Source organism: Paenarthrobacter ilicis (genome assembly GCF_016907545.1).
Lineage (GTDB): Bacteria > Actinomycetota > Actinomycetes > Actinomycetales > Micrococcaceae > Arthrobacter > Arthrobacter ilicis.
Genome location: NZ_JAFBCD010000001.1, coordinates 207,694 through 231,594, shown reverse-complemented (window position 1 = coordinate 231,594; position 23,901 = coordinate 207,694). Strand labels below are relative to the sequence as shown.

The 23,901-nt window shown below is 63.9% G+C and carries 26 protein-coding genes; 13 read left to right on the top strand and 13 right to left on the bottom strand.

Annotated features, from left to right (window positions below):
• Window positions 1-25: 25 nt before the first annotated feature.
• The 5 genes from JOE60_RS01130 to JOE60_RS01110 are packed head-to-tail and all read left to right on the top strand — an operon-like array spanning window position 26 to window position 7,196.
• Window positions 26-1,264, top strand: coding sequence for a styrene monooxygenase/indole monooxygenase family protein (locus JOE60_RS01130; RefSeq protein ID WP_167269156.1), 1,239 nt, complete (start codon window positions 26-28; stop codon window positions 1,262-1,264).
• 30 nt (window positions 1,265-1,294) lie between these two features.
• Window positions 1,295-3,034, top strand: coding sequence for a flavin reductase (locus tag JOE60_RS01125; protein ID WP_167269158.1), 1,740 nt, complete (start codon window positions 1,295-1,297; stop codon window positions 3,032-3,034).
• Window positions 3,035-3,089: 55 nt separating this feature from the next.
• On the top strand, window positions 3,090-4,715 hold the full coding sequence (locus tag JOE60_RS01120; RefSeq protein WP_167269160.1) for a phytoene desaturase family protein: 1,626 nt from the start codon (window positions 3,090-3,092) through the stop codon (window positions 4,713-4,715).
• Between the two features lie 7 nt (window positions 4,716-4,722).
• On the top strand, window positions 4,723-5,514 hold the full coding sequence (locus tag JOE60_RS01115) for a cyclase family protein (protein ID WP_167269162.1): 792 nt from the start codon (window positions 4,723-4,725) through the stop codon (window positions 5,512-5,514).
• Entirely contained in the window at window positions 5,511-7,196 is a 1,686-nt protein-coding gene (locus tag JOE60_RS01110) for a thiamine pyrophosphate-binding protein (RefSeq protein ID WP_167269164.1), read from the top strand. Before JOE60_RS01115 ends, JOE60_RS01110 begins: the two co-directional genes overlap by 4 nt.
• A gap of 80 nt (window positions 7,197-7,276) precedes the next feature.
• Here the strand turns inward: JOE60_RS01110 and JOE60_RS01105 are convergent, their stop codons facing one another.
• Complete coding sequence (locus tag JOE60_RS01105) at window positions 7,277-7,708, bottom strand: universal stress protein (protein ID WP_167269166.1); 432 nt, start codon at window positions 7,706-7,708, stop codon at window positions 7,277-7,279.
• 163 nt (window positions 7,709-7,871) lie between these two features.
• Here JOE60_RS01105 and JOE60_RS01100 point away from each other — a divergent pair, with 163 nt between their 5' ends.
• Together JOE60_RS01100 and JOE60_RS01095 are read left to right on the top strand one after the other, a co-directional pair.
• Entirely contained in the window at window positions 7,872-8,684 is an 813-nt protein-coding gene (locus JOE60_RS01100) for an SDR family oxidoreductase (RefSeq protein WP_167269168.1), read from the top strand.
• Between the two features lie 93 nt (window positions 8,685-8,777).
• Window positions 8,778-8,987: a dodecin gene (locus JOE60_RS01095; RefSeq protein WP_167269170.1), complete on the top strand. Its 210-nt coding sequence runs from the start codon at window positions 8,778-8,780 to the stop codon at window positions 8,985-8,987.
• Between the two features lie 39 nt (window positions 8,988-9,026).
• Here the strand turns inward: JOE60_RS01095 and JOE60_RS01090 are convergent, their stop codons facing one another.
• Window positions 9,027-9,887, bottom strand: coding sequence for a helix-turn-helix transcriptional regulator (locus tag JOE60_RS01090; protein ID WP_167269172.1), 861 nt, complete (start codon window positions 9,885-9,887; stop codon window positions 9,027-9,029).
• A 215-nt stretch (window positions 9,888-10,102) separates the two neighbouring features.
• Between JOE60_RS01090 and JOE60_RS01085 the strand changes: the two genes are divergently transcribed.
• Genes JOE60_RS01085 through JOE60_RS01065 form a run of 5 tightly spaced genes read left to right on the top strand, consistent with a single transcriptional unit; the run spans window position 10,103 to window position 14,818 of the window.
• Window positions 10,103-10,924, top strand: coding sequence for an aldo/keto reductase (locus JOE60_RS01085; protein WP_167269175.1), 822 nt, complete (start codon window positions 10,103-10,105; stop codon window positions 10,922-10,924).
• Between the two features lie 18 nt (window positions 10,925-10,942).
• Window positions 10,943-11,914, top strand: coding sequence for an aldo/keto reductase (locus JOE60_RS01080; RefSeq protein ID WP_167269178.1), 972 nt, complete (start codon window positions 10,943-10,945; stop codon window positions 11,912-11,914).
• The gene (locus tag JOE60_RS01075; RefSeq protein WP_336110863.1) at window positions 11,911-12,948 is read left to right on the top strand and encodes an SDR family oxidoreductase; all 1,038 of its coding nucleotides are present in this window, start codon (window positions 11,911-11,913) and stop codon (window positions 12,946-12,948) included. The genes JOE60_RS01080 and JOE60_RS01075 overlap by 4 nt, the downstream gene beginning before the upstream one ends.
• Entirely contained in the window at window positions 12,945-13,775 is an 831-nt protein-coding gene (locus JOE60_RS01070) for an aldo/keto reductase (protein WP_167269181.1), read from the top strand. Before JOE60_RS01075 ends, JOE60_RS01070 begins: the two co-directional genes overlap by 4 nt.
• Before the next feature lie 2 nt (window positions 13,776-13,777).
• Window positions 13,778-14,818, top strand: a complete 1,041-nt coding sequence (locus JOE60_RS01065; protein WP_204814803.1) for a lactonase family protein — start codon at window positions 13,778-13,780, stop codon at window positions 14,816-14,818.
• Window positions 14,819-14,891: 73 nt separating this feature from the next.
• Here the strand turns inward: JOE60_RS01065 and JOE60_RS01060 are convergent, their stop codons facing one another.
• The 4 genes from JOE60_RS01060 to JOE60_RS01045 form a co-directional block, all read right to left on the bottom strand.
• Window positions 14,892-15,122 carry a hypothetical protein gene (locus JOE60_RS01060; RefSeq protein ID WP_167269184.1) on the bottom strand — a complete coding sequence of 77 codons (231 nt, stop codon included), beginning with the start codon at window positions 15,120-15,122 and terminating at the stop codon, window positions 14,892-14,894.
• Window positions 15,119-15,316, bottom strand: a complete 198-nt coding sequence (locus JOE60_RS01055) for a hypothetical protein (protein WP_167269187.1) — start codon at window positions 15,314-15,316, stop codon at window positions 15,119-15,121. Before JOE60_RS01055 ends, JOE60_RS01060 begins: the two co-directional genes overlap by 4 nt.
• Before the next feature lie 132 nt (window positions 15,317-15,448).
• A complete protein-coding gene (locus tag JOE60_RS01050) occupies window positions 15,449-16,417 on the bottom strand; it encodes a hypothetical protein (RefSeq protein ID WP_338112595.1) in 969 nt (322 codons plus the stop codon).
• Between the two features lie 59 nt (window positions 16,418-16,476).
• Window positions 16,477-16,986: an RNA polymerase sigma factor gene (locus JOE60_RS01045; protein ID WP_167269192.1), complete on the bottom strand. Its 510-nt coding sequence runs from the start codon at window positions 16,984-16,986 to the stop codon at window positions 16,477-16,479.
• A 120-nt stretch (window positions 16,987-17,106) separates the two neighbouring features.
• On the opposite strand from JOE60_RS01045, the gene JOE60_RS01040 reads away from it, so the two are divergent.
• Window positions 17,107-18,084, top strand: a complete 978-nt coding sequence (locus JOE60_RS01040; protein WP_167269195.1) for a serine hydrolase domain-containing protein — start codon at window positions 17,107-17,109, stop codon at window positions 18,082-18,084.
• Here JOE60_RS01040 and JOE60_RS01035 read toward each other — a convergent pair.
• The 7 genes from JOE60_RS01035 to JOE60_RS01005 are packed head-to-tail and all read right to left on the bottom strand — an operon-like array spanning window position 18,081 to window position 23,896.
• Window positions 18,081-19,139 carry a HoxN/HupN/NixA family nickel/cobalt transporter gene (locus tag JOE60_RS01035; protein ID WP_167269197.1) on the bottom strand — a complete coding sequence of 353 codons (1,059 nt, stop codon included), beginning with the start codon at window positions 19,137-19,139 and terminating at the stop codon, window positions 18,081-18,083. The two genes, JOE60_RS01040 and JOE60_RS01035, sit on opposite strands and share 4 nt — an antisense overlap.
• Complete coding sequence (locus tag JOE60_RS01030; protein WP_167269200.1) at window positions 19,139-20,002, bottom strand: urease accessory protein UreD; 864 nt, start codon at window positions 20,000-20,002, stop codon at window positions 19,139-19,141. Before JOE60_RS01030 ends, JOE60_RS01035 begins: the two co-directional genes overlap by 1 nt.
• Window positions 19,999-20,616, bottom strand: coding sequence for an urease accessory protein UreG (ureG, locus tag JOE60_RS01025; protein ID WP_167269202.1), 618 nt, complete (start codon window positions 20,614-20,616; stop codon window positions 19,999-20,001). Before ureG ends, JOE60_RS01030 begins: the two co-directional genes overlap by 4 nt.
• Before the next feature lie 21 nt (window positions 20,617-20,637).
• Window positions 20,638-21,354, bottom strand: a complete 717-nt coding sequence (locus JOE60_RS01020; protein WP_167269204.1) for an urease accessory protein UreF — start codon at window positions 21,352-21,354, stop codon at window positions 20,638-20,640.
• Window positions 21,335-21,808, bottom strand: a complete 474-nt coding sequence (ureE, locus tag JOE60_RS01015) for an urease accessory protein UreE (RefSeq protein ID WP_167269206.1) — start codon at window positions 21,806-21,808, stop codon at window positions 21,335-21,337. The genes JOE60_RS01020 and ureE overlap by 20 nt, the downstream gene beginning before the upstream one ends.
• A gap of 7 nt (window positions 21,809-21,815) precedes the next feature.
• On the bottom strand, window positions 21,816-23,546 hold the full coding sequence (ureC, locus tag JOE60_RS01010) for an urease subunit alpha (RefSeq protein WP_167269208.1): 1,731 nt from the start codon (window positions 23,544-23,546) through the stop codon (window positions 21,816-21,818).
• A complete protein-coding gene (locus JOE60_RS01005) occupies window positions 23,543-23,896 on the bottom strand; it encodes an urease subunit beta (protein WP_167269210.1) in 354 nt (117 codons plus the stop codon). The genes ureC and JOE60_RS01005 overlap by 4 nt, the downstream gene beginning before the upstream one ends.
• Window positions 23,897-23,901 lie beyond the last annotated feature (5 nt).

The following is a 23,901-nucleotide window of genomic DNA, read 5'->3' as shown; positions in this document are numbered from 1 at the left end:
CCCCGAAAAGAAGGAGCGAACCATCATGACGCAACGCCATATCACCATCGTCGGCGCAGGCCAGTCCGGCTTGCAGCTGGGCATCGGCCTCCTGGACGCAGGTTTCCGGGTGACCACCATTTCCAACCGCACACCGGAAGAGATCGCGGCAGGCAAAGTCGCCTCCAGCCAATGCATCTTCCACAACGCCCTTGAGAACGAGCGCGCCTTGGGCCTGGATTTCTGGCCCGACGCCCCCACAGTGGATGGCGTCTCCTTCACTGTCCCGCACCCGGAGTTGCCCGGTGAGAAAGCAATCAGCTGGGCATCACGGCTGGACCACCACGCCCAGTCCATTGACCAACGCGTCAAGTTTCCCCGCTTCATGCAGGAGTTCACCGCCCGCGGTGGAGAGCTGGTATTTGAGGATGCCGGCGTGGAGGAACTCGAACGGTACACGCAGGACTCGGACCTGGTGATTGTGGCAGCAGGCAAGGGGGAAATCGCCCAGCTCTTCACCCGCGATGCTGAGCGGAGCACCTACGACGCGCCGCAGCGCGCCCTGGCCCTGACCTACGTAAAAGGCCTCAAACCGCGGGAAGAGTACTCGGCAGTCTCCTTCAACCTCATCCCCGGGGTTGGTGAGTACTTCGTGTTCCCGGCCCTGACCACCACGGGTCCCTGCGAGATCATGGTCTTTGAAGGCGTACCCGGCGGGCCCATGGACAGCTGGAAGGGCCTCTCCCCCGAAGAACACCTGGACAATTCCAAAAACCTACTCGCAAAGTTCCTTCCCTGGGAAGCGGAACGCGCGGCAGATAGTGAACTGACGGATCCCAACGGCATCCTCCAGGGTCGGTTTGCCCCTACCGTCCGCCACCCCATTGCCACACTTCCCAGCGGACGGCAGGTACTGGGCTTGGCCGACGTCGTGGTGTTGAACGATCCCATCACCGGACAGGGTTCCAACAACGCCAGTAAGTGCGCTGCCAGCTATATGGACAGCATCATCAACCACGGCGGCCAGGCCTACGACGCCCCCTTTATGCAGGCAACCTTTGAACACTATTGGGAATACGCGCAGCACGTTGCAGACTGGACAAATGCCCTCCTGGCCCCGCCGCCGCCCCACGTCCTGGAACTGCTGGGCGCCGCCAATGCCGAGCCCCGGATCGCCCACAGGTTCGCCAACGGCTTCAACCATCCGCCCGAATTCCAGGACTGGTTCATGTCACCGGACAAGGCCGCCGGCTATCTGGCCGATCTTGCCACGGCCCGGGTTTAGTAGCACACCCCTGCTAGTAAGGACTGCATCATGCGAAGAATAGCAATCATCGGGGCCGGTGAATCCGGCGCGCAACTGGCATTGGGACTGCAGCGCGAGGGCTATGCGGTGACACTTCTGTCAGACCGGTCCGCCGCCCAGATCCGCTCGGGCAAGGTCATGTCCAGCCAGTGCATGTTTTCCACCGCGCTGGACGCCGAAGCCCAGATGGGAACTGCGCTGGCCGGGCTTTACGACGCCGGTTCGGTCCCGGACATCACGGCCATCCACCTCCGCGTGGATAGCGACCAGGCCATTGAGTGGGAAGCGCCCCTGGACAACCCGGCGAGGTCGGTGGACCAACGGATTAAGAGTGCCCGCTGGATTGAGACGTTCGTGGCCAACGGCGGCGACTTCCGGATAGAAAAAGTCACTCCCCGCATGCTCGAGGAACTGTCCCGGGACTACGAGCTGGTCATTGTCAGCACTGGAAAGGGCGAGATCGGACAGATCTTCCCGCGGGACAAGGCCAAATCCCCGTTCGACCGCCCGCAGCGCGTCCTGGCATTGAACTACGTCAAGCCGCGCGCTGATGCTGCCACGGACCAGGACGGGAACGCCGGCGCGATCCGCATGTCCATGGCGCCCGGCATCGGGGAATTCTTTACTTTCCCCGGCCTCACAGTCTCCGGTCCGTGCCGCATGATGGTGTTTGAAGGCGTGGTGGGCGGCCCCATGGACCGTTGGACCGACGTCGGAAGCCCCGAAGAGCAGCTGGAGCGATCCTTGGACCTGCTGCGGGAGCATTTTCCGCACGAAGCGGAGAACTTTGCCGGCGCGGAGCTGACGGACAGCGGCGCCACGCTGCTGGGCCGCATTACTCCGACAGTGCGGTCCGCCGTGGCGGAACTGGAGAACGGGAAGCTGGTGTTCGGCCTTGGTGACGCTGTGGTCCTCAACGATCCCCTGACGGGCCAAGGCTCCAACAACGCCACCCTGGCTGCCAAGTATTACCTTGATTCGATCGTGCGCCGCGGCCAGCAACCTTTTGACCGCACCTGGATGGAACGCACGTTTGATGAATTCTGGCGCGGCTGGGGTCAATGGGCGGTGGAATGGACCAACGATCTCCTGAAGCCCCGCCGCGACCACCAGAAGACGCTGCTCAGCGAAGCCGCGGAACACCCCGCGTTGGCAGCCGGCATTGTGGCCGGTTTCGATGACCCCCGCACGTCCTACCCGTGGTGGTTCGACGCCACAGCAGCCGCTGACTTCATGCAGGCCCGCAAGGAGGACGATTCCGCAGCCTTTGACCTCCGCGACTTCCGGGGCGCGCTGGGCCAATACGCCACCGGGGTCACCGTAGTGACCACCCTGGCGGCCGATGGCCGGAAGGTGGGCATGACCGCAAACTCCTTCACCTCGGTCTCCATGGAACCGCCGCTGGTCCTCTGGTGCCCCAGCAAGCGTTCCCCCAGCCTGCGCGATTTTGAGGACGCAACGCATTTTGCCATCAACGTCCTTGCCAGCGACCAGCACGTCCTGTCCAGACAGTTCGCCACTCCCGCCACGGACAAGTTCGCCGGGGCGGAAACGTCCGAAGGAATCGCCGGAGTTCCCCTGCTGGACGGCGCCGTGGCAGTGTTCCAGTGCCGTACCGTTTCACGGTTCGACGCCGGCGATCACGTCATCTACGTGGGTGAAGTGGAAAAATACACGCACGACGGCGGCGCTCCCCTGGTGTTCCACGCCGGCAAGTACCACGCAACAGCCACGCACCCGGATTTCTGAACAGCACGGTTCACTACACTCACGTTCCACCAACCACAGAGAGGATCGGTTACCCATGGATGACTCCGTTGACGTCGCCATCATCGGCTCGGGCATCAATTCCCTGGTGGCGGCCGCCGAGCTGGCCTTGGACGGGCAGCGCGTGTGCTTGATTGAGCAAGCAGACCGGCTGGGTGGCTTCATTCATTCTGCGGAGCGGACCCTGCCGGGCTTCATCCATGACTCGTTCTCTTCCTGGCACCCGCTGTTCGTTTCCGGCGGAGCGTACGCCGCCCTGGGGAAGGAGCTGCACGCCCGGGGCCTGGAGTACTGCAACACGGAGGAGGCCGTCACTGCGGGCGTAGCCGTGGATCCTGCGTCCGGCAGCCACCGCGTAGCCATCGCCTACCGGGATCCGGCCCGGACCGGGTTTGGGAATCCTGGGGACCACGCCGCGTATCAAGCCATGTTGGATGACCTCGGACGCAACGCCGGGACGGTTTTCGGCGCCTTAGGGGCTGAGCTCCGGTCCTTCAAGGACGTCGCCAGGATCGCTGCAGGAGCGCTCCGCACGGGCCGCTTTGCCGGGAATGAAGCGTTCGTCCGTGATGCTGTTATGAGCGGCCGGAACTACCTCCGCAGCCGCTTCGACGGCTGGGAAGCGGACCAACTCTGGTCCCCGTGGCTACTGCACGCGGGCCTTGGCCCGGACCAGGCCACCGGCGGTGTGATGCTGCCGGTCATGGCCATGAGCATGCACAGCTTCGGCTTGCCCGTGGTGAAGGGCGGGGCCTCACGGTTTGTTGACGCTTTTGAGTCCCTGCTCCGCGATCACGGTGTCCGGATCATGCTGGGAACCGAGGCCGGGGAAATCCTCACCAGCGGCGGTTCCGTGACGGGCGTACGGACGTCCCAGGGCGTGGTGGCCGCGGAGACTGTCCTGGCCAACGTTTCACCGCAAGCCCTCTACGGCAAGCTCCTGCGCCACCCTCCTGCGGCGGCGGCCAAAGCGGCTGAGCGATACCAAAACGGCCGCGGCGCCATGCAGATCCATCTGGCCTTGGACAAACCCGTTGAGTGGTTGGATCCCAGGCTGAAGACGGTGCCGCTGGTCCACGTGGGCAACGGTTCTGACAGCACGGGAATTGCTTGCGCACAGGCCGAGGCCGGCCTCCTCCCCAGCGAGCCCACGGTAGTGGTGGGTCAGCAGTGCGTCCTGGATCCCTCCCGGGCACCGGAAGGGAAGGCCACGCTGTGGCTGCAGCTCCAAGAAGTCCCTTTTGCCCCCGTGGGCGATGCCGCCGGAAAGCTCACCGTGGAGGGCGGCTGGACGGCGGAGCTGAAGGCCGCCTATCTGGACAGGGTCCTGGAACGGTTGGAGCAGTTCGCCCCGGGCATCAGTTCCACCGTCCTTGCCTCGGACATCCTGGCTCCCACGGACCTCTTGGCCGGGAACCCCAACGCCGTGAAGGGCGATCCCTACGGCGGCTCAGCTGAGCTCTTCCAGAATTTGCTGTGGCGGCCCTTCCCCGAGGCCGCAGGCCACCGGACCGCAGTGAAAGGCCTCTGGCACATCGGGGCCTCCACCCACCCCGGGCCGGGGCTTTCGGGCGGATCGGGCCACCTGGTGGCACAGAGACTCACGGCCAAGCCCTCCGGATTTTCCCGTATTCAAGCAGCACTGAAACCAAGCAAGCGATAGGAGAACAATGTCTGTTCTGGCCGGGCTCACCGCAGCCCTTTCCGATGGTTCGGTGGAGATCATCGACCTCACCACGCCCCTCAGCTCCGAGACCCCCATCCTGAACCTCCCCCAACCGTTCGCGAACACCGTGGGGTTGTCCGTATCGCCGGTCAGCAATTTCGACGACGCCGGTCCCGCGTGGGCGTGGAACGACGTCACAGTGGGCGAGCACGCCGGGACGCATTTGGACGCCCCGGTGCACTGGATTACGGGCAAGGACGGTAAGTCCGTGGACAAGATCGAGCCGCACCGGCTGGTGGGACCGCTGGTGGTGATCGACAAAACCGCTGAAGCTGCAGCGAACCCGGACTTCCTTTTGGAGCCGGAGCACTTTGAGCAGTGGCAGGAACAGCATGGGGTGTTCCCGGAGAATTGCTGGGTGGTTTTCAGGACCGGTTGGGCGGCCCGCGGTGCGGACGCTGCGGCTTTCGTCAACGCGGACGACGCCGGACCCCACACTCCCGGTGTATCGCCAGCCGGTGCCAAGTGGCTTGCCGGTAATGCGTCGATCAGTGGTTTCGGGGTGGAAACCGTGGGCATAGACGCCGGTCAGGCCGGCGCCCTGGACCCGATGTTCCCTGTCCATTCGTTCCTGCTGGGGGCGGACAAATACGGGGTGACCTCGCTGCGGAACGTGGACCGGCTCCCGGTCACGGGCGCCACCTTGGTAGTGGCACCGCTGCCAATAGTCGGCGGCACGGGCAGCCCCAGCCGTGTGTACGCGCTGGTGGAGCGTTCCACGGTGGGGCACGCGTGAGCGGGGAAACCCGGGTCTCAACGCTGGTAGGCCGGACGCTGGCCCGGTTGGGTGTGGGGCATGTCTTTGGAGTGGTGGGCAGCGGCAACTTTGATGTCACCAGCACTCTCATGGCTGAGGGCATCCCGTTCACCGCCGCACGCCATGAAGGCGGCGCGGCCACCATGGCCGATGCCTACGGGCGGATGTCCGGGAAAGTAGGGGTGGTCACTACCCATCAGGGCTGCGGGCTCAGCAACGCGATCACCGGCATCGGCGAGGCAGCCAAGAGCCGCACCCCCATGATCGTGCTGACCGCCGATACCCAGGCCGCAGCCATCCGGTCCAACTTCAAAATCGACCAGGACGGCCTGGCCCGGAGCATCGGAGCAATCGCCGAACGTATCCACTCCCCCTCCACAGCTGTGGCAGACACCGTCAGGGCCTTCCGCACGGCCGTGAACGAACGCCGCACTGTGGTGCTGAGCCTGCCGCTTGACGTGCAAAATGCCACAACCTCAACCGCCGCGGAGGGGGTGAGTGCCGTCGTCGTACCTCAAGCGCTGAAGGTGCGCCCCGACGCAGTCGCGATTGAGCAGTTGGTGGCACTGATTTCCGCGGCGGAACGCCCGGTCTTCGTTGCCGGCCGCGGCGGGCGTGGTGCCCGCGGGGAGATACTGGCGCTGGCGCACCACGCTGGTGCGCTGGTGGCAACCTCCGCGGTAGCGAGCGGCCTTTTCAACGGCGACTCCCACAACCTCGGCATTTCCGGCGGCTTTTCCTCGCCTGTCACCGCAGAATTCATCAGCGATGCGGACCTCATTGTGGGCTGGGGTTGCGCGCTGAACATGTGGACCATGCGGCACGGACGGCTGATCTCGGCCGAGGCGAAGGTAGTGCAGATCGACGTCGAAGATGCCGCGCTCGGCGCCAACCGGCCCATCTCGCTGGGTGTGCTGGGGGATTCGGCGCTGGCCGCGGCCGACGCTTTGGAGGCACTCAGGCAAGGGCAGCCCGAGCCCGCGGAAAAGTACCGCACGGAGGCCAATGCGCTGGCCATCAAGCAGGGCTCGCGGTGGCGGGACGTGGCAACCGAGGACCTGTCCACCGCCACATCGATCGACCCACGCGTCCTCACCCGGGAACTCGACACCCTGCTGCCCGCGGACCGGATTGTGTCCGTGGACTCCGGCAACTTCATGGGCTATCCCAGCCAGTACCTGGCCGTTCCCGATGAGTTCGGATTCTGCTTCACCCAGGCTTTCCAGGCAATCGGGCTTGGCCTCTACACCGCCATTGGGGCCGCCGTGGCGCAACCACAGCGCTTACCGGTCCTGGGAGCGGGCGATGGCGGGTTCCTCATGGGAATCAGCGAGTTGGAGACGGCCGTCCGTATGAAACTGCCGCTGGTATGCATTGTTTACAACGATGCCGCGTACGGCGCGGAGGTACATCATTTTGCGGCCGGGAATCCCGCGCAGGACCTGTCCAGCGTGGTGTTCCCGGACACGGACATCGCCGCGATAGCCCGGGGATTCGGGGCCCAGGGCATCACTGTCCGCACCGTGAGTGACCTGGAAGCTGTTCGTCCGTGGCTCGCGGCCTACGACGCCGGAACCCAGGACCGCCCGCTGGTGATCGACGCAAAGATCGCCTCCGACGGCGGATCGTGGTGGTTGGCCGAGGCCTTCCAAGGCCACTAGCCCCTGGTCTCCAACCAAGTCGCAGCAGAGCGCGTTTTGAGCTTCGAAAACGCGCTCTGCTGCTACTTACACGGTGGGTGCTACGCGTCGATGTCCGTGTTGACGATGTAAACGTCGCACGGTGCGCCGTGGGCAACACTGTTGGCGATGCTGCCCAGCACGCGGCCCAGGCCCTTCATGCGCTTGTTGCCCACCACAATCAGGGAGGCGCTGTGCGTTTCGGCGTAGTTGATCAGGGCGTTGGCCGGAGTACCCCGGGCAGCGTAGTACTTGACGCTGTTGCTGGGAATGTCCAGTTCCTCGGAGACCTTGCGGGCCACGTACTCCGCGGAATCGGCAGAGGAGACGGTGATGCGGTCGCTGCCGCTGCCGAACTCTTCGATGCGATCATCGGAGAAGCCGCTGATCACGTGGAGTTCAGCGCCAAGTGCGGTGGCCAGCTGGGCCGCAACTGTTGCCGCACGCTTGGCCGTTTCACTGCTGTCGACGCCGACAACAATAACTTCTGACATGAGTACTCCTGGTTCTCGGTATTTACTGGGTGCTGCTCCAAGAAAATCTACACGCCATCCCCATCAGCAGGGATGACCTCCCGCGCGGCAGCGTTTACGGCGCGGCCCCACCGGGTAGGAATAGGGCATCGGAACTCCCACGCGACAGGAAGGCACCACCACCATGAGCCACACTTCATTTTCACCGCAGACCGCCATTGTCACGGGCTCCGATTCCGGTATTGGCCGCGCCACCGCCGTCGCCCTGGCCCACGCCGGCTTGGACGTGGGAATCACTTGGAATTCGGACCAGCAGGGGGCCGAAGAAACCGCGGAGGAAGTTCGTGGACTGGGCCGCAAGGCCGTGGTGCACCACCTGGACACCACCGATCCTGAAGGAACCGCTGCCGCCATCAACAACCTCGCCGAGGAACTCGGCGGCGTTGACGTCTTCGTCAACAACTCCGGCGCCGGGGATGGCACAAAGTTCCTTGACCTCGACTACCAGACGTGGATGAGGACCCTGGATATCAACCTCAATGGCGCCTTTGTTGCCCTGCAAACGGCAGCCAAGCGCATGGTCAACGCCGGCCGGGGCGGGCGCATCATTGCAGTCACCAGCGTCCACGAATTCCAGCCGCGGGTGGGCGCTTCCGCCTACGATGCGGCCAAGCACGGCCTGGGCGGCCTGATCAAAACCATGGCGCTGGAGCTGGCGGCCTACGGAATCACGGCCAACAACGTGGCTCCCGGCGAAATCGCGACGCCCATGACCGGCCATGCGGACACAGATCCCCACACCGTGGAGCGTCCCGGAGTGCCGTTGGGGCGCCCGGGCCACGCCAAGGAAGTCGCCGCCGTGATCGCGTTCCTGGCCTCACCGGCGTCGAGCTACGTCAACGGTGCGTCCTGGCCGGTGGACGGCGGGATGCTGCAAATGGGACCGCAGGCGGGCTCGCACCTCACCAGCAACGATTGGCGGGAAAACGGGTCCTGACCCTCTGGCCGACGCGGACACCGGTGGGCTAGGGTGCTTGCACGGCCCGCGCGCCGTTGTCCGAAAGTCCGTTAGACGTTGATGAGGAGAATCATGGCCGGCCACACCTATAGCGTTTCCGAAATTGTAGGAACTTCCACCGAGGGCGTTGACGACGCAGTCAGGAACGGCCTCGCCACCGCCTCCGAAACACTGCGGAACCTGGACTGGTTTGAAGTCAAGGAAATCCGCGGCCACCTTGAAGACGGCAAAGTGGCCGACTGGCAGGTCACCATCAAGCTCGGCTTCCGCCTGGAGCGCTGATTCCATCCCGCGGGATGGCAGTCAGTGGCAGTGCTTCAGTTAAACACTGTCACTGACTGCCGTCCCGGCGGTTTGGTTCAGGCCAAGCAGCGTTAAAGCGTCCGACGACGGCGTCCCCGCCTTGGCGGAATACACCCTCAGCAGCTGGTCCGGATCGTCCGGGAGACTCAGGGTTTCAAAGTTCAGTTCCAGGTGGCCCACCACGGGGTGATGCAGCCGGACAATGCCCGCCGAACGCGTTGCTACGCGGTGCCCGGCCCACCATTGCCGGAACTGTTCGCTGTGCACGGCCAACTCTCCCACCAGTTGGTTGGTCCGGGGGTCGTTGGGGTGGCGCCCCACGTCCATCCGGAGTGCCCCAACGGCTTCAGCGGCCACCGTTTTCCAATCCCTGTACAGCTCTCCCGCAGCGGGGTCCAGAATGATCCAGCGCGTCAGGTTCCGCTCCGGGGCAGGCAACTCCGCAAAGTCCGTGAACAGCAGGTACGCCATGCGGTTTCCGGCCAGCACATCGGCCCTCCGGCCCAACACCATGGCCGGCACATCCCCCAGGGAATCCAGCAGTTGCTTCAGTCCCGGCCGCACTTTCTGCACGGGCCCGGGATTCTGTGCGGTGCTTGCGCAGTGTTGCAGCAAGTCCATCATGTGCGCCTGCTCCCCAAAGTCCAGGCGCAGGGCCCTGGCCACCGCATCAAGGACGGCCTTGGATGGGTGGATGTTGCGGCCCTGTTCAAGGCGGGTGTAGTAGTCAGTACTCACACCGGACAACCGGGCCACTTCCTCGCGGCGAAGTCCGGGAACCCGCCGGGAGCCGGTGGATTCCAGCGCGCCTGCGTCTTCCGGAGAGAGGCGCGCGCGCATGGCTTTCAGGAATTTTCCGAACTCTGCGCTTTGACCCATCAGTCCATTCTGCCGCCCGCGGCGTCTGAAACACCACCAGCGTGGGTAGGTCTGGCAGACCTAGGAAAAACAGGATCAGTCAGGGTTGCTGACTCTGCGGCCAAAACTGAATAGGCTCACTACAGAGCCTGCGAAAGCGTTTTCCAGCCATGCCCACATGGTCGGGCGAACCCGTCAAGGGCCACTGCCACCACGTACCGTCGAAGGAGACCGTCATGCCAGAGCTGACATTGAACAACGGCATCACCATTCCCCAGCTTGGATTCGGGGTGTTCCAGGTACCCGCGGAAGAAACCCAGCGGGTGGTGGAGGACGCGCTGGAGGCCGGCTACCGTCACATCGATACTGCCGCCGCCTACCGGAATGAGGCCGGGGTGGGCGCAGCAATCGCCGCATCCGGCATTCCCCGCGACGAGCTTTTCATCACCACCAAACTCCGCAATGGCGAGCAGGGCCAGGCCCACGATGCTTTCCAGCGCAGCCGGGACGCCTTGGGCCTGGACGTCATTGACCTCTACCTGATTCACTGGCCGGTCCCTTCCCAGGATTTGTACACGCAGGCCTGGAAGGAGATGGAGAAGCTCTACCAGGACAAGCAGGTCCGCTCCATCGGAGTTTCCAACTTCCTCGCCGAGCACGTGGACAACCTCCTGCGCACAGCCGATGTGGTTCCCGCCGTCAACCAGATCGAGCTGCATCCCACGTTCCAGCAGGGCGGGCTGGCCACCAAGTGCCGTGACCTGGGCATTGCCGTGGAGGCCTACAGCCCGCTGGGCCAGGGCAAGGACCTGAACTCGGAGGAAGTCACGGCCGTCGCCTCAGCTCACGGGACCACTCCTGCACAGGTGATCCTCGCCTGGCACTTGGCCCAGGGCACCATCGTGATTCCCAAGTCGGCGGATTCCAGCCGTATGCGTGAGAACTTCGGGGCTGCGGACCTGACCCTGACCGAATCGGAACTGGCATCCCTCACGGCACTGGAGACCGGGGCCCGCATTGGTTCCGATCCCGCCGTCGCATCCTTCACCCAGCTTTAGACCCCCAAGGAGAACAGCATGCAGTACACCCACCTGGGCCGTTCCGGCCTGAAAGTCTCCCGGCTTTGCCTGGGCACCATGAACTTCGGGCCGCAAACCGAAGAAGACGCCGCACACTCCATCATGGACTCCGCGTTGGACTCCGGAATCAACTTCTTTGACACCGCCAATGTGTACGGCGGCGTTGAACATCGCGGATGGACCGAGGAGATCATTGGCCGATGGTTCGCCAAGGGCGGCGAGCGCCGCGAGCGGACGGTCCTGGCCACCAAGCTGTACGGCACCATGACGGACCGTCCCAACGAGTCCAAACTGTCCGCCCTGAATATCAGGCGGGCCCTGGACGCCAGCCTGAAGAGGCTCCAGACGGACTACATCGATGTGTACCAGTTCCACCACGTTGACCGCGATACACCGTGGGATGAGATCTGGCAGGCGATCGAAGTGGCGGTCCAGCAGGGCAAGATCCTGTACTCGGGCAGCAGCAACTTTGCCGGTTGGCACATCGCCAAGGCGCAGGAAGCAGCGCGCCGCCGGAACTACACGGGCCTGGTGAGCGAGCAATCCATCTACAACCTGTTCCGACGCGAGCTGGAACTCGAGGTCATCCCCGCAGCACAGGACTACGGCGTTGGCCTGATTCCATGGTCGCCCCTGCAGGGCGGTCTCCTGGGCGGCGTCCTCAAGAAGGAAGAAGAAGGCGTCCGCCGCACGGAGGGCCGGGCCTTGGAGACCCTGAAGAAGCATGAAGGCCAGATCCGGGACTACGAGGACTTTGCGGATGAGCTGGGCCAGAAGCCCGGTGACGTTGCTTTGGCCTGGCTGCTTCATCAACCCGCCGTCACGGCGCCCATTGTTGGACCACGCACGCAGGAACAACTGGACGCGGCCATCCGGGCCTTGGACGTGACCCTGGATCACGACGCCCTCAAGCGCCTGGACAGCATCTTCCCCGGCCACCGCACCGCGCCCGAGGATTACGCCTGGTGAGCGACCCCGCAAGCAGCCTGCCGCCCTCCGGGACCACGGTTGCCCCCAGGAATATCCTGTTCATCGGCGGCACGGGTGTCATCAGTGCCTGGGCCGCTGAACGCGCCGTGGCACTGGGCCACCGGCTGACCATTCTCAACCGGGGACGGTCAGCCGGGCGGCCGGTTCCGGAGGGGGCCACGGTTCTGCACGCCGACATCCGGGACCCTGCAGCTGTCCGTGAGGTGCTTGCAGGGAAAGAGTTCGACGCCGTTGCGGACTTTATCTCCTACACCCCGGAGCAGGCGCAGACCGCGTTGGAGCTGTTCCGTGGGCGGACGGGCCAGTACGTTTTCATCAGCTCGGCCTCGGCGTACCAGAAGCCTCCCACCACCTTGCCCATCAGGGAATCGACGCCCTTGAAGAACCCGTTCTGGCAGTATTCGCGGGACAAGATCGCCTGCGAGGAACTGCTGTTCGCCGCCTACCGGGATGAGGATTTTCCGCTGACAGTCATCCGGCCCTCCCACACGTACGATCGCACCAAGATCGCCATGGTGGGTGGTTGGACGGACATTCACCGGATGCGGGCCGGGATGCCGGTCATGGTGCATGGGGATGGCACCTCGCTGTGGACGGTGACCCACAGCCGGGACCTCGCCAAGGCATTGGTGGGCGTGCTTGGACGGCCCCAGGCCATCGGGGAGAGCTACACCATTACCTCGGACGAGTACTTGCCCTGGAACCAGATCTACCGCCTGTTCGCCCGTGCTGCAGGGGTTCCGGAGCCTGAGTTGTTCCATGTTGCCTCGGAGACCATCGCTGCCCACAGCCCGGAACTTGGCCCCAACCTGCTGGGCGATCGATCCCACTCCGTGGTGTTCGACAACACCAAGATCAAAGCCTTGGTTCCGGACTTCACAGCAACAATTCCTTTCGCGGACGGTGCCAGGGAGATCGTGGCATGGCATGATCAGCATCCTGAGCTTCAAGTAGTGCAAGAGGACTACATGGAGCTATGTGACCGGCTGTATGAAAGGAACCAACGCCCGTGACACTTGCCCCACTCATTGAGCTCAACGATGGCCACAAGATCCCCCAACTGGGGTTGGGGACGTGGCCTTTGAACGATGCCCAGGTTGCAGATGCCGTTGTTGAGGCTGTTGCCCACGGCTACCGGCACATAGACACCGCTGTGAAGTACGGCAATGAGAAGGGGGTTGGCAACGGCATCCGTTCCGCAGGGGTGAGCCGCGGGGAACTCTTCATCACCACCAAGCTGGATGGGGAGTTCCAAGGCTCAGGCAAAGCAGTGGCCGGGCTGGAGGGTTCACTGGAGCGCCTTGGCCTGGAGTACGTTGACCTCCTGCTGATTCACTGGCCCCTGCCGCGCCGTGGCGAGTTCGTGTCCACCTGGGAAACCTTCCAGGAACTGCAGGCCTCAGGCAGGGTGCGCTCCATTGGGGTGTCCAACTTCAAGCCCGCCCATCTGGACCACCTGTTTCGCGAAACGTCCGTGGTTCCCGCGGTAAACCAGATCCAGGTCAGCCCTTCCATTCCGCGGCCCGCGTCCAGGACCTTCAACGAACGGCACGGCATCATCACCGAGTCCTACAGCCCGCTGGGCGCCGGCAGCGATCTGTTGAATGCACCCGTGTTGGCCGGCATCGGCGCAAAGCACGGGAAGACGCCGGGTCAGGTGGTGCTGAGGTGGCATGTCCAGCAGGGCCTGGTTGCCATCCCCAAGACCGCCAACCCGCAGCGCATGCAGGAAAACCTGGCGGTGTTTGATTTTGAACTGGACCAGGAAGACCTCACCAAGCTGCAAACTCTCGACGCCGGACCTGACGCCGGTGTGGACTCGGACGTACAGGGGCACTGACCATGGAGACGCATGACACCCTGATCTGGGCCGGTTCCTACACCGCTGACAGGGACGGCAACGGCAAGGGCATTACTGCGCTCTCTGCCGATCAGGAGGGACAATTGACGTCGGTTGGCGTGGCGGTTGCTGCCAACTCGCCGTCGTTCCTCGCTCTTCACCCCACCCTCCCGGTGGTGTACGCCGTAGCGGAGGAGGGCAAGACCGTCCGCGCCTATCGCCGCACCGGCACTGCGGAGCTGGAGGCCTTCGGTGAACCCTGGACCGCGGGCGAGGCCACCTGCCACGTGGCTGCCGACCCGCATGGCAGATTCATCGTGGCAACCTGCTGGGGCGACGGTCAGGTCATCCTGTACCAGCTGGACCACGATGGCGCCATCACCTCGCGCTTCAGCGCGGAAGCCGCCGTCGATCCCCACTCCACGGCACCGGTGGACGCGGACCGGCCCAGCCGCGCGCATTCCAGCCTGGTCCTCCCCGATGGCCGGGTGATGACCACGGACCTGGGCCATGATCTTGTGCGGGTCTGGAAGTACGTGCCGGGTGAGGGCCTGCAGATCCAGCACCAGGTGATCCTGCCCAAGGATTCCGGCCCGCGGCACATGGCCCGCCACCACAGCGGAACGGTGTTTGTGGACACGGAATACTCCGTGGAGGTCGCTTCGGTCCGCATGCAGCCGGACGGCACCTATGAGCTCACGGCCATGGTCCCTGCCAGCATCAACGGCGCCAAGGAGGGCGATTCCGGAGCGGAAATTGCCTTGTCCCCTGATGGCCGCTTTGCGTACGTGGGCGTGCGGGGAACCAACCGCATCTGCGTCCTGAAAGTCCTCGACGACGGCACCGGGCTCGAGCCGCTGGCGGACGTTCCGTGCGGGGGCGAGTGGCCGCGCCACCACTTGGTCCTCGAGGGCTGGCTGTACGTGGCCAACGAAGGCTCGGACGACGTCGTAAGTTTCAGGCTGGACAAGGAGACGGGCCTGCCGGACGGGCCGGTGAGCCGCGTGGAGACTGGCTCGCCCAGCATGCTCATACCGGTTTAACTGACACCGGGATGGCAGTCAATGACAATCATCCGCTCAGAAATTGTCATTACCTGCCATCCCGGCGAGCTTTTCAGGCGGCCCAGACCTCAACATCGTCCGTTCCGCAGATCAGTTTGCGGCCAGTGGGTTCCAGCATGATCCAGAGCAGTTCCTGGTACTGGGAGACGTCATCAACACGGCCCGTTCCCACGCCCCAGGACACGTCGTAGAACCACACAGGATCGCCGCTGCTGAGTTCTGCCCAATCACGGGCCGGGACGTGCCGGTAGCCTGCGGGCCGGTTGAGGATGGTGCTGGTCATGCTGGGACAACAGCCGCGCTGCGCCGACGCCACACCGTGGGCATGCCGTCGAATGCGGGCAGGACACTGCCTTCCGTAAAGACCTGGACAACGTCCGGCTGGGCGTCCGGGCTCCACAGACCCGACGCCGGGCAGTGGGAACCGGTGGGCATAACGCGGGTGGCACGTTCGCGCAGGAGGGCGATGCTCTTCATCGTTGAATCTCGTCCTTGGAATAGCTGGTGTGAAGCAGATCTCTTCAACCATATTCAAGTCCCCGGAGCATCGTTATGGACTGTTGCATAACCTTTTCGCAGCCATCCGTGCATTTGCCCAAACGGCACTTTCTACTTGTAGCTGAGGCTGAGCAGCATCGCCTTGAGCTGGGCATATTGGGTGGTGCCCATCCAGGCCTTGGCAGCTGCTTGGGAGGCGAAGGCCGCACCCTTTGTATGGTCCAGGACCACGTAGGCGTTCATAGTCCCGTTGGGCATTCCCATCTGGTTGCTGCCGGATGGCATCTGCTCATTCTTCAGTTCCTCCGCAGGCCTGAGGTCCATGGAGTAGTACAAATCAGCATCGGACGCCGGACGCGGAATGACCTCCCCCTGAGGGGATGTCGCCACACCGGCATCGGCCAGGAAGGCAAAGTAGGCCGGACCCCTGCTGGTGCTGGCGAGGCCCGGGATCGGAGCACTGTCCAACACCGTTCGCTTCACCAAACCTCCGGCGCCGTCGCCGTACATTCCGCTGTTGATGATGGCCACCTTGCTTCCTGAGGCATCAAAAATGGTCGCACCAACAGAGCCGGCCTTCGTTGCCTCGGAGATGTAACCCCCCTGCTCCGTGGTCACGGTCCAGCCGGCCGGGTAGGTGAAGGACAGGTGCCCGTCCGGGAAGGTGAAGGTCTTCAGGGTGGGAGCCTGCACCGGGGGCGCCGCGGTGGTTGCACTCGGGGTGGGCGTTGACGTGGGAGTGGGCGTCGCCGTAGGGGTGGCACTCGGAGTGGGCGTCGCCGTGGGGGTGGCCGAAGGCGTGGCTGTTGGTGTCGCTGTGGCCGAAGCACTCGGCGTGGGCGTTGCTTCCGTGACCGTGGTTGCCGGTGCCGGAGTGGAGCTGACCGTGCCGAAGTTGCTGGCTACCAGCACCCCGGCCGTTACTGCGGCGGCGCCCAGCAGGAGTCCGCCCGCAATCCGGGCCTTCCTGCGGCGCCGGGTTTCCAGTGACGTCACTCCGGCCAAGGATCGGCTGTCGCTGAACACGGTGCTGCCGGACAGAATTTTATGCAGGGCCTCTTCCCCGTTTGGTTCCGTCACTGGATCGATAGTGAGCGGGTCAATCGCTGAAATCTGGTTCTTGATCGGATCCATTGTCTTCAGACCCCCATCTTCTCTGTTGTCGGTTGCGCCCCTGCAGGCAGTTGCTTCCGGAAGGCAGCACGGGCCCGGTGCAGGCGCACCTTCGCCGCGGACTCCTTGCAGTGCAGCACTGCGGCGATCTCGGCTATCCCCAGCCCATCCCAGTACGCCAACTGCAAAATGTCGCGATCCTGCTCACGGAGACGGTCCATTGCTTCCTGTACCGCCACGATCTCCGAGTCACCGCCAAAGCGGTCCACCGCCGTCGACCGCAGTTTTTCCTGCAAGGCCTGCCGCCGGTCGCGGCTCCTGTACGCGTTCCCCACCAGGTTCCGGGCCACAGTGAGCAAAAAGGCAATGTCGGGGTGGTTGTTGTCATCCCACTTCTGCCACACCACACGGAAGACGTCTCCAGCGATCTCTTCCGCCACATCAGCCGATTCGACGCGTCGGCAGACGAATCTGTAAACGGCTGGATAGCTGTCTTTGTGAATGGCAATGAATGCCAATTCGCGCTCGGAAAGCACGATTTTTCCCCCTGAATATAGAACCCGGACCTGCAGGATACTTGTATAGTTTCCGGCCCGGGCGCACCGGTTACACGCGGCCTCAAGATAATTCTGTGATCCCTGCGATAGTTTCGAACCATGGTGACTACGGGACCGTCCATGGAATGGGCACGCAGGCAGGTAGACGAAGGTCGCGTGCCGGTTGCAGTACTGGGGATCTCATCCAGCAAGGGGATGGAGGACGTGGCAGCGTTCGGGGCCGACGCCGGCCGGAATGCCGCCGCAGACGATTTCTTTGCGCTGTTCTCGGTATCCAAGCCCATCACTGCCCTGACCGTGATGCGCCAGGTGGAGCTGGGAAAGCTGTCCTTGGGCACGCAGCTTTCGGAGGCCCTCCCGGAATTCGGCGCCGGCCGGACGGATACCGTGACGCTGGAGCACCTGCTCAGCCACCGCTCCGGGATCGCCGATCCAGCGCTCGACGCCGGAACTCCCCTGCGCGCGGCCCTCACCTCAGCGGAGCAGGCCTTTTTCGCGGGCTCCCTGGCGCAGTACTGCAACATTGGCTTTGAAGGCGCCGCGGCCATGGCCGAATGGGCAGACGGGCGCGGATTCGAAGAGCAACTCCTGGCACTTGCCCGTGACACCGGCGCGGACGGGCTGACGTTCAGCACCGGCTGCAATGCGCACACCGTCCGCGGAACTGACGATGCGGGCCTGGATGCGCCGGCGATGTTTGCGCAGAAGCACCCTGGGGCAGGCCTGTTCGGCCGGGCTGCGGATCTGCTGGCACTGGGCACCGAACTGCTGAGGGACTCCGGCAAAGCTGTCCACCCCGCCACCCTGGCAGCCATGCGCAGGCCCAGGACCACCGGGGTTTCCCACATCACCACCCGGCCGGAGCCCTTGCGGCACACTGGGCTGGGATTCCAGATGCCCGCCGATACCTCCGGCCTCCTGGCACAGGAAGTGTACGGACATCCCGGCTGGTCCGGCACGGAATGGTGGATGCTGCCCGAACAGGATCGCTGCGTGGTGTTCTTGACCAACATCCTGGACACCCCGGACCGCGGCGTGGACACGTACCAGTTGCTGAACGCGGTGGCTGTTTCCTAGGCCCTGTTGCCGGCCGCGCGGGCTGCCCCGTGGCTGCGCACGGCTGATACGGCCCACACCACCACGAAGAGTCCCACCAGGATCAGGCCGGCATCGCCCAGGTCGATGCCGCCCAGCCAGAGGGTCAGCGGATCCTGCAGCCCGAACGCTGTGTTGAGGAAGCCACCCAGCGTAATCACCGCGATGAAGAGGGCCGAGACCGCTGAGATACCGGTGATTACCGCATTGAACCCCAGCTTGCGTTGGGGGTTGTGGATGGCTGATTTATACATCTTCATCATGGCCACTCCGTTCGCGGAATCGCACAGGGTCATGGCGGCCGTGAACGCGAGCGGGAGGGCCATGAGGGCCAGCGGAGAGACTCCGGCGAGTGACGCCGTCGTCGTAATAACCAGCAGCCCGATGGTGGTGGCGGTATCGAACCCCAGCCCGAACAGGAAGCCAATCACATAGATGTTCCGCGGCCTTTCCACCCTGGACAGGGGCTTGGCCAGCAAGCGTGCCACGAACCCCTTGGCTTCCAAATCCTCGGGGCGGACCTCACCGCCGGCGCGGACGTCGCGGTACACCTTGGTGGCGCGCAGGAATGCCGAGCCGTTGAACAGGCCCATGGCCAACAGGAACAGCCCTGATACACCGCTCCCGATCAGGCCCAGCACCGTGTTGCCGGTGGTTCCGTCCTCCATGAACTGGCCCACCAGGGTTGCGCCGGCCACCACCAGGAACCCCGCCAGGATCACCACCGAGCTGTGTCCCAGGCTGAACGCGAAACCCACGCTCACGGGGTCCTTGTGCTGGGCCACGAATTTCCGCGTGGAGTTGTCGATCGCAGCAATGTGGTCCCAGTCGTAGCTGTGCTTGATGCCGGCCACATACGCCGTGATGACCAGCCCCAAGGCCAGCGGTTGCGCGGAACCAGCGGACCCTGCCAGCAACAGCCCGACGGCGGCCACATGCAAGGCGGCCACGGCACCGAACGTGAAAAGCAGCCGGGTCCGCAGGGACAGTTTCTCCCGTTCCCGGTACATGGCGGCGAAATCGGTCAGCGCAGTCATCAATACTTCCTCAGGTTTATGGGCCCCTGGCCATACCAGCGTTCCCTTAGGAGGCTGGTGCAGTCGCCCAGCAACAAGTGGAGCTCCACAGTGCTGTTGGACAACGATCGCAGCACAAGCCCGGTGGTTCCGGCAAGGGGTGCCGTTAAAGAAACGCCCGTGTGGGCGTCGAAGCCGCGGGTCACCTGGTCCAGCTGGTCCGCCAGGTCCTGGTTCACCCTGGGGTCCACCACCACCAGGGAACCCAGGTGGCTGAAGCCCTCCATGAAGCCCATTCCGGAGACATCGTTCAGCGGAGGACGGATCAGGAGATTGTCCAGTGCCAACAGGCCACTGGGACGGGACGCGTCGCCGCGCACGTGGATCTCGTTCCGCAACCGCACCTCCCGGTACTTGAAGGACGCGCCGTCCGGCGACCAGCCCGGCGTCACCACTTCCGCCATGACAAGGCTCGACGTCGGGTGGAGGCTGATGTGCGTCGTCTGCCGGTAGCTGGCCTCCCGGTACGCGATCAACTGATCCGGAACCAGCTCCAAGCGGGAACCCGCCCCCAGGGCAATGTTCATCCGCTGCTCTGCAAAGGAATCCGGTGTCCTGTACACCTTGGTGGCGGACTGTGTGGTGAGCAGCAGGTCAGCGCCGTCCTCCACCTCCACATCAATCAGGAACAGGTCGGCGCCAAGGTAGGCTCCACCCGGGTTGACCATGACATAGCAAACCTGGCCGGAAGCATCCAGGTAATGCGGCCTCAAAACCCGCAGGGCGCCTTCGTGGAACTGCCGCGTGGCCACGGACCGTTCGCTGCGTACGCTGACGCCCAGTTCCAACCGGCCCCGGGGTGGAGCTTCGGTGGCGGTACTCACTGGGCCAGATCAAGCATCAGGACATCCCGCCGGATCCAGTCCAGGACGGCGTCCAGCCCGTCGTCGGTTTTCAGGTTGGTGAAGCAGAAGGGCTTGTTGCCGCGGAACTCCTTGGAGTCGCGCTCCATGATGCTCAGATCCGCGCCCACGTGCGGTGCCAGGTCCGTTTTGTTGATGATGAAGAGATCGGATTTGATCATCCCCTGCCCGGCCTTCCGCGGGATCTTCTCGCCCTGGGCCACATCAATGATGTAGATGGAGAAGTCCACCAGCTCGGGGCTGAAGGTTGCGGACAGATTGTCACCCCCGGACTCCACAAAGATCACTTGGAGATCGGGGTGCCGGGCCTTGAGTTCCTCGATCGCAGCGGTGTTCATGGAGGTGTCTTCGCGGATGGCGGTGTGGGGGCAGCCCCCGGTTTCCACGCCGATGATCCTGTCCTCCGGGAGGATCCCGTTGGCGGCCAGGATTTTGGCGTCCTCAATGGTGTAGATGTCGTTGGTGATGGCGGCCATGGAGATATCGCCGCTCATGTGCCGGGTGATGCGTTCCACCAGCTGGGTTTTGCCTGCTCCGACGGGGCCGCCCACGCCGATCTTGATGGGTTCTGACATGTTACTTGTCCTTTGCAATCGTTAGCTCATGAACATCCGGGCACGTTGGCGTTCGTGCCGCATTTGTGAAATTTCCAGTCCGGGGCTCACTGCCCCGAAGTCGTCCCAACACAGCTGTGCTATATCCGCGACGGCGGCAGCAACGGCGTCGTGCGCCTGGCGAAGTACCCGCTGCCCGGCGTTCTGCCCCAGCGGGATGGCGCGCACTGCGTTCTGTGTGAGGGAGGTGACGGTCGCAAACAGGTAGGCGGTCAGTGCTTCTTCGAACGGCACTCCCAGTGAGCGCGCTATGACACCAAAGGCCAACGGTTGATGACCTGCGGCCGTGCCTTCAAGGACCAGTCCCCGGTAGGCAGCCAATGCGCGGGAGGGAAATACCTCCGCACCAATCTCCAGGAGTCTTCCGCCCATTTTCACGGAGGCCTCCCGGACCTGCCGGGCCAGCAACTGCCCGGACAGCAGGGAGTCCAGCAAGCCGATGTCCGTGCCGTCGTAAAGAAAGCGAAAGGCCAGCCCGTCGGAATACGTCAGTTGCTGCCCCACAAATGCGTGGAGCCACGTGGCGAAGCTGTCCTGGTCATGCACCAGTTCACGCTGGATGTAGCTCTCGAACCCCAGGGAATGGGCAAAAGCGCCGGTGGGCAGTGCCGAGTCGGTCAGTTGCTGCAGTGCCAGCTGATAAGGCCGTGCCAGCTGATAATGCGGGCCCGGCTGGTCATCAGTGCGAGTGTTCGGCATGGCGGAACGGCACCGGCATGACCCGCTCTTGCCTGTCATAGGGAACGCCCACGCCTTTGAGGAAATCTTCCACCGTATGGTCGTACTGGCACACCATGACCTGGGCCCCGTACTCCGAGGCAGCGTCGAAGAACTGCGCCTGCAGGTGCCGGTTGCCCAGCGAGTGTGCCACCACTCCCATCTCGTGGATGCTGCGGGGCGCGATCACCAGGACGTCCGTGGGCAGCACGGAAACGATGATGAGGTTGGTGTCAGTGACGGCAAGGATGTCGCCGTCGCGGAGGTCCCCGGAACCGCTGGGAAGCCGGATACCCAGTTCCTTGCCGTGATCGGTGGTGACGCGCTGGATTCGCTTGACCAGGAGGGAGCTGGGGAGCACCACTTTTTCCTTGTGGTGGCCCGCATACGCGCCGGGCTCCTGGTGCAGGTTGCCGAGAATTTTTTCGATGATCATGGGAGTCCTAAAAGAGGAAGTAGCGCTGTGCCATGGGGAGCACGTCGGACGGTTGGGAGGTGACTTCCTCGCCGTCCACCGTCACCTTGTACGTTTCGGGGTCGACGGCGATGTCCGGGGTTTCGCCGTTGTATTTGAGGTCCGCTTTGGTGAGGTTGCGGATGCCTGAAACGGGCCTGATGACGCGTTCCAGGCCCAGTGCTTCCGGAACTCCGGCCTCAATGGCTGCCTTGGACAGGAACGTGATGGACGTCTGCTGGAGGGCTTTGCCGTAAGTGGCGAACATGGGCCGCATGGTGCGGGGCTGGGGTGTGGGGATGGAAGCGTTGGCGTCACCCATCAAGGCGTAGGCAATCTGGCCGCCCTTGATGACAAGTTCCGGTTTCACCCCGAAGAATGCGGGATCCCAGAGGACCAGATCCGCGAACTTTCCCTCCTCCACGGAGCCGATCGCATCCGCCATGCCCTGGGCGATCGCCGCATTGATGGTGTACTTGGCCACGTACCGTTTGAGCCGGAAGTTATCCGATTCCGCTGAGCCGTGGGAGGCGCCGGAGGGGTCCTTGAGCACACCACGCTGGCGTTTCATGGCATCGGCAACCTGCCAGGTCCGGGTCACCACTTCTCCCACGCGCCCCATGGCCTGGGAGTCGGAGGACGTGATGGCAAAGATGCCCAGGTCATGCAGGACGTCTTCAGCGGCAATGGTCTCGGCGCGGATGCGGGAATCCGCAAAAGCCACGTCCTCCGGGATGTCCGGGTTGAGGTGATGGCACACCATGAGCATGTCCAGGTGCTCTTCGATGGTGTTTCTGGTGTACGGCAGCGTGGGGTTGGTGGAGGCAGGAAGCACGTTGGGCAGGCCGGCGATTTTGATGATGTCCGGTGCGTGCCCGCCGCCCGCGCCCTCGGTATGGAAGGTGTGGATGACGCGGCCGTCGATCGCGCGGATGGTGTCCTCCACGAATCCGCATTCGTTGAGGGTGTCCGTGTGGATGGCCACTTGGACATCGTATTCGTCGGCCACCCGCAGGGACATGTCTATTGACGAGGTAGTGGATCCCCAATCCTCGTGAACCTTCAGCCCTACCGCTCCCGCGCGGATCTGCTCGGCAAGCGGTTCGACGGCGGACGCGTGGCCCTTCCCGAACAGGCCGATGTTGACCGGGAGTCCTTCCGCGGCCTGCAGCATCCGCGAGATGTGCCAGGCGCCGGGGGTGACGGTGGTGGCCTTGGTGCCCTCCGCGGGCCCGGTTCCGCCGCCCACCATGGTGGTGACTCCGCTGCACAGGGCCGTGGGTACCTGCTCTGGCGAGATGAAGTGGATGTGGGTGTCGATCCCGCCGGCAGTGAGGATCTTGCGCTCACCGGCAATGATCTCGGTGCTGGAGCCAATAATGATCGTGACGCCGTCCGTGATCTGCGGATTGCCGGCCTTGCCAATCTTGAAAATATGGCCATCCTTGAGGGCCACGTCCGCCTTGTAGATGCCCGTGTAATCAAGGACGATCACGTTGGTGATCACGGTGTCCGGGATGTCCTCCGCCCGCGTGAGCTGCCCGTTCTGGCCCATGCCATCGCGGATCACCTTGCCCCCGCCGAACACCACTTCCTCGCCGTAAACGGTGAAGTCTTTCTCGATCTCCAGGAACAGTTCGGTGTCTGCCAGGCGGATCGCGTCGCCGGTGGTGGGGCCGTACAGTTCGGCGTATTGCCGCCGCGGAATCTCGAAGCTCATTTGTTGCCACCTTCCGCAGCCGATCCGCTGGGGCGGGTGCCGCCGTCGAGCGTTCCGTTGACAGCGTTACTGAGCCCGTATACCTGCCGCGAGCCTGCGAGCGCTATCAACTGGACTGTCTTCCTGTCGCCTGGTTCGAAGCGCGCCGCGGTCCCGGCCGGGATGTCCAGGCGGCGCCCGTAGGCGGCTTGGCGGTCAAACTCCAAGGCGTTGTTCGCCTCGGCAAAGTGGTAGTGCGAACCGATCTGGACGGGCCGGTCGCCGCGGTTAACGACGTCGACGGCGATCGCCTCACGCCCGCTGTTGCATGCGATGGGGCCGGCTTGGAGCCTGTATTCACCGGGGATCATTCAGT

What these genes read in the sequence shown, in the direction of transcription:
- JOE60_RS01130 (WP_167269156.1), top strand. Translation starts at nt 26, where the DNA reads ATGACGCAACGCCATATCACCATCGTCGGCGCAGGCCAGTCCGGCTTG.
- JOE60_RS01005 (WP_167269210.1), bottom strand. Translation starts at nt 23,896, where the DNA reads ATGATCCCCGGTGAATACAGGCTCCAAGCCGGCCCCATCGCATGCAAC.
- JOE60_RS01120 (WP_167269160.1), top strand. Translation starts at nt 3,090, where the DNA reads ATGGATGACTCCGTTGACGTCGCCATCATCGGCTCGGGCATCAATTCC.
- JOE60_RS01040 (WP_167269195.1), top strand. Translation starts at nt 17,107, where the DNA reads ATGGTGACTACGGGACCGTCCATGGAATGGGCACGCAGGCAGGTAGAC.
- JOE60_RS01055 (WP_167269187.1), bottom strand. Translation starts at nt 15,316, where the DNA reads ATGAAGAGCATCGCCCTCCTGCGCGAACGTGCCACCCGCGTTATGCCC.
- JOE60_RS01115 (WP_167269162.1), top strand. Translation starts at nt 4,723, where the DNA reads ATGTCTGTTCTGGCCGGGCTCACCGCAGCCCTTTCCGATGGTTCGGTG.
- JOE60_RS01090 (WP_167269172.1), bottom strand. Translation starts at nt 9,887, where the DNA reads ATGGGTCAAAGCGCAGAGTTCGGAAAATTCCTGAAAGCCATGCGCGCG.
- JOE60_RS01065 (WP_204814803.1), top strand. Translation starts at nt 13,778, where the DNA reads ATGGAGACGCATGACACCCTGATCTGGGCCGGTTCCTACACCGCTGAC.
- ureG (WP_167269202.1), bottom strand. Translation starts at nt 20,616, where the DNA reads ATGTCAGAACCCATCAAGATCGGCGTGGGCGGCCCCGTCGGAGCAGGC.
- JOE60_RS01080 (WP_167269178.1), top strand. Translation starts at nt 10,943, where the DNA reads ATGCAGTACACCCACCTGGGCCGTTCCGGCCTGAAAGTCTCCCGGCTT.
- ureC (WP_167269208.1), bottom strand. Translation starts at nt 23,546, where the DNA reads ATGAGCTTCGAGATTCCGCGGCGGCAATACGCCGAACTGTACGGCCCC.
- JOE60_RS01035 (WP_167269197.1), bottom strand. Translation starts at nt 19,139, where the DNA reads ATGACTGCGCTGACCGATTTCGCCGCCATGTACCGGGAACGGGAGAAA.
- JOE60_RS01105 (WP_167269166.1), bottom strand. Translation starts at nt 7,708, where the DNA reads ATGTCAGAAGTTATTGTTGTCGGCGTCGACAGCAGTGAAACGGCCAAG.
- JOE60_RS01020 (WP_167269204.1), bottom strand. Translation starts at nt 21,354, where the DNA reads ATGCCGAACACTCGCACTGATGACCAGCCGGGCCCGCATTATCAGCTG.
- JOE60_RS01060 (WP_167269184.1), bottom strand. Translation starts at nt 15,122, where the DNA reads ATGACCAGCACCATCCTCAACCGGCCCGCAGGCTACCGGCACGTCCCG.
- JOE60_RS01100 (WP_167269168.1), top strand. Translation starts at nt 7,872, where the DNA reads ATGAGCCACACTTCATTTTCACCGCAGACCGCCATTGTCACGGGCTCC.
- JOE60_RS01125 (WP_167269158.1), top strand. Translation starts at nt 1,295, where the DNA reads ATGCGAAGAATAGCAATCATCGGGGCCGGTGAATCCGGCGCGCAACTG.
- JOE60_RS01085 (WP_167269175.1), top strand. Translation starts at nt 10,103, where the DNA reads ATGCCAGAGCTGACATTGAACAACGGCATCACCATTCCCCAGCTTGGA.
- JOE60_RS01095 (WP_167269170.1), top strand. Translation starts at nt 8,778, where the DNA reads ATGGCCGGCCACACCTATAGCGTTTCCGAAATTGTAGGAACTTCCACC.
- ureE (WP_167269206.1), bottom strand. Translation starts at nt 21,808, where the DNA reads ATGATCATCGAAAAAATTCTCGGCAACCTGCACCAGGAGCCCGGCGCG.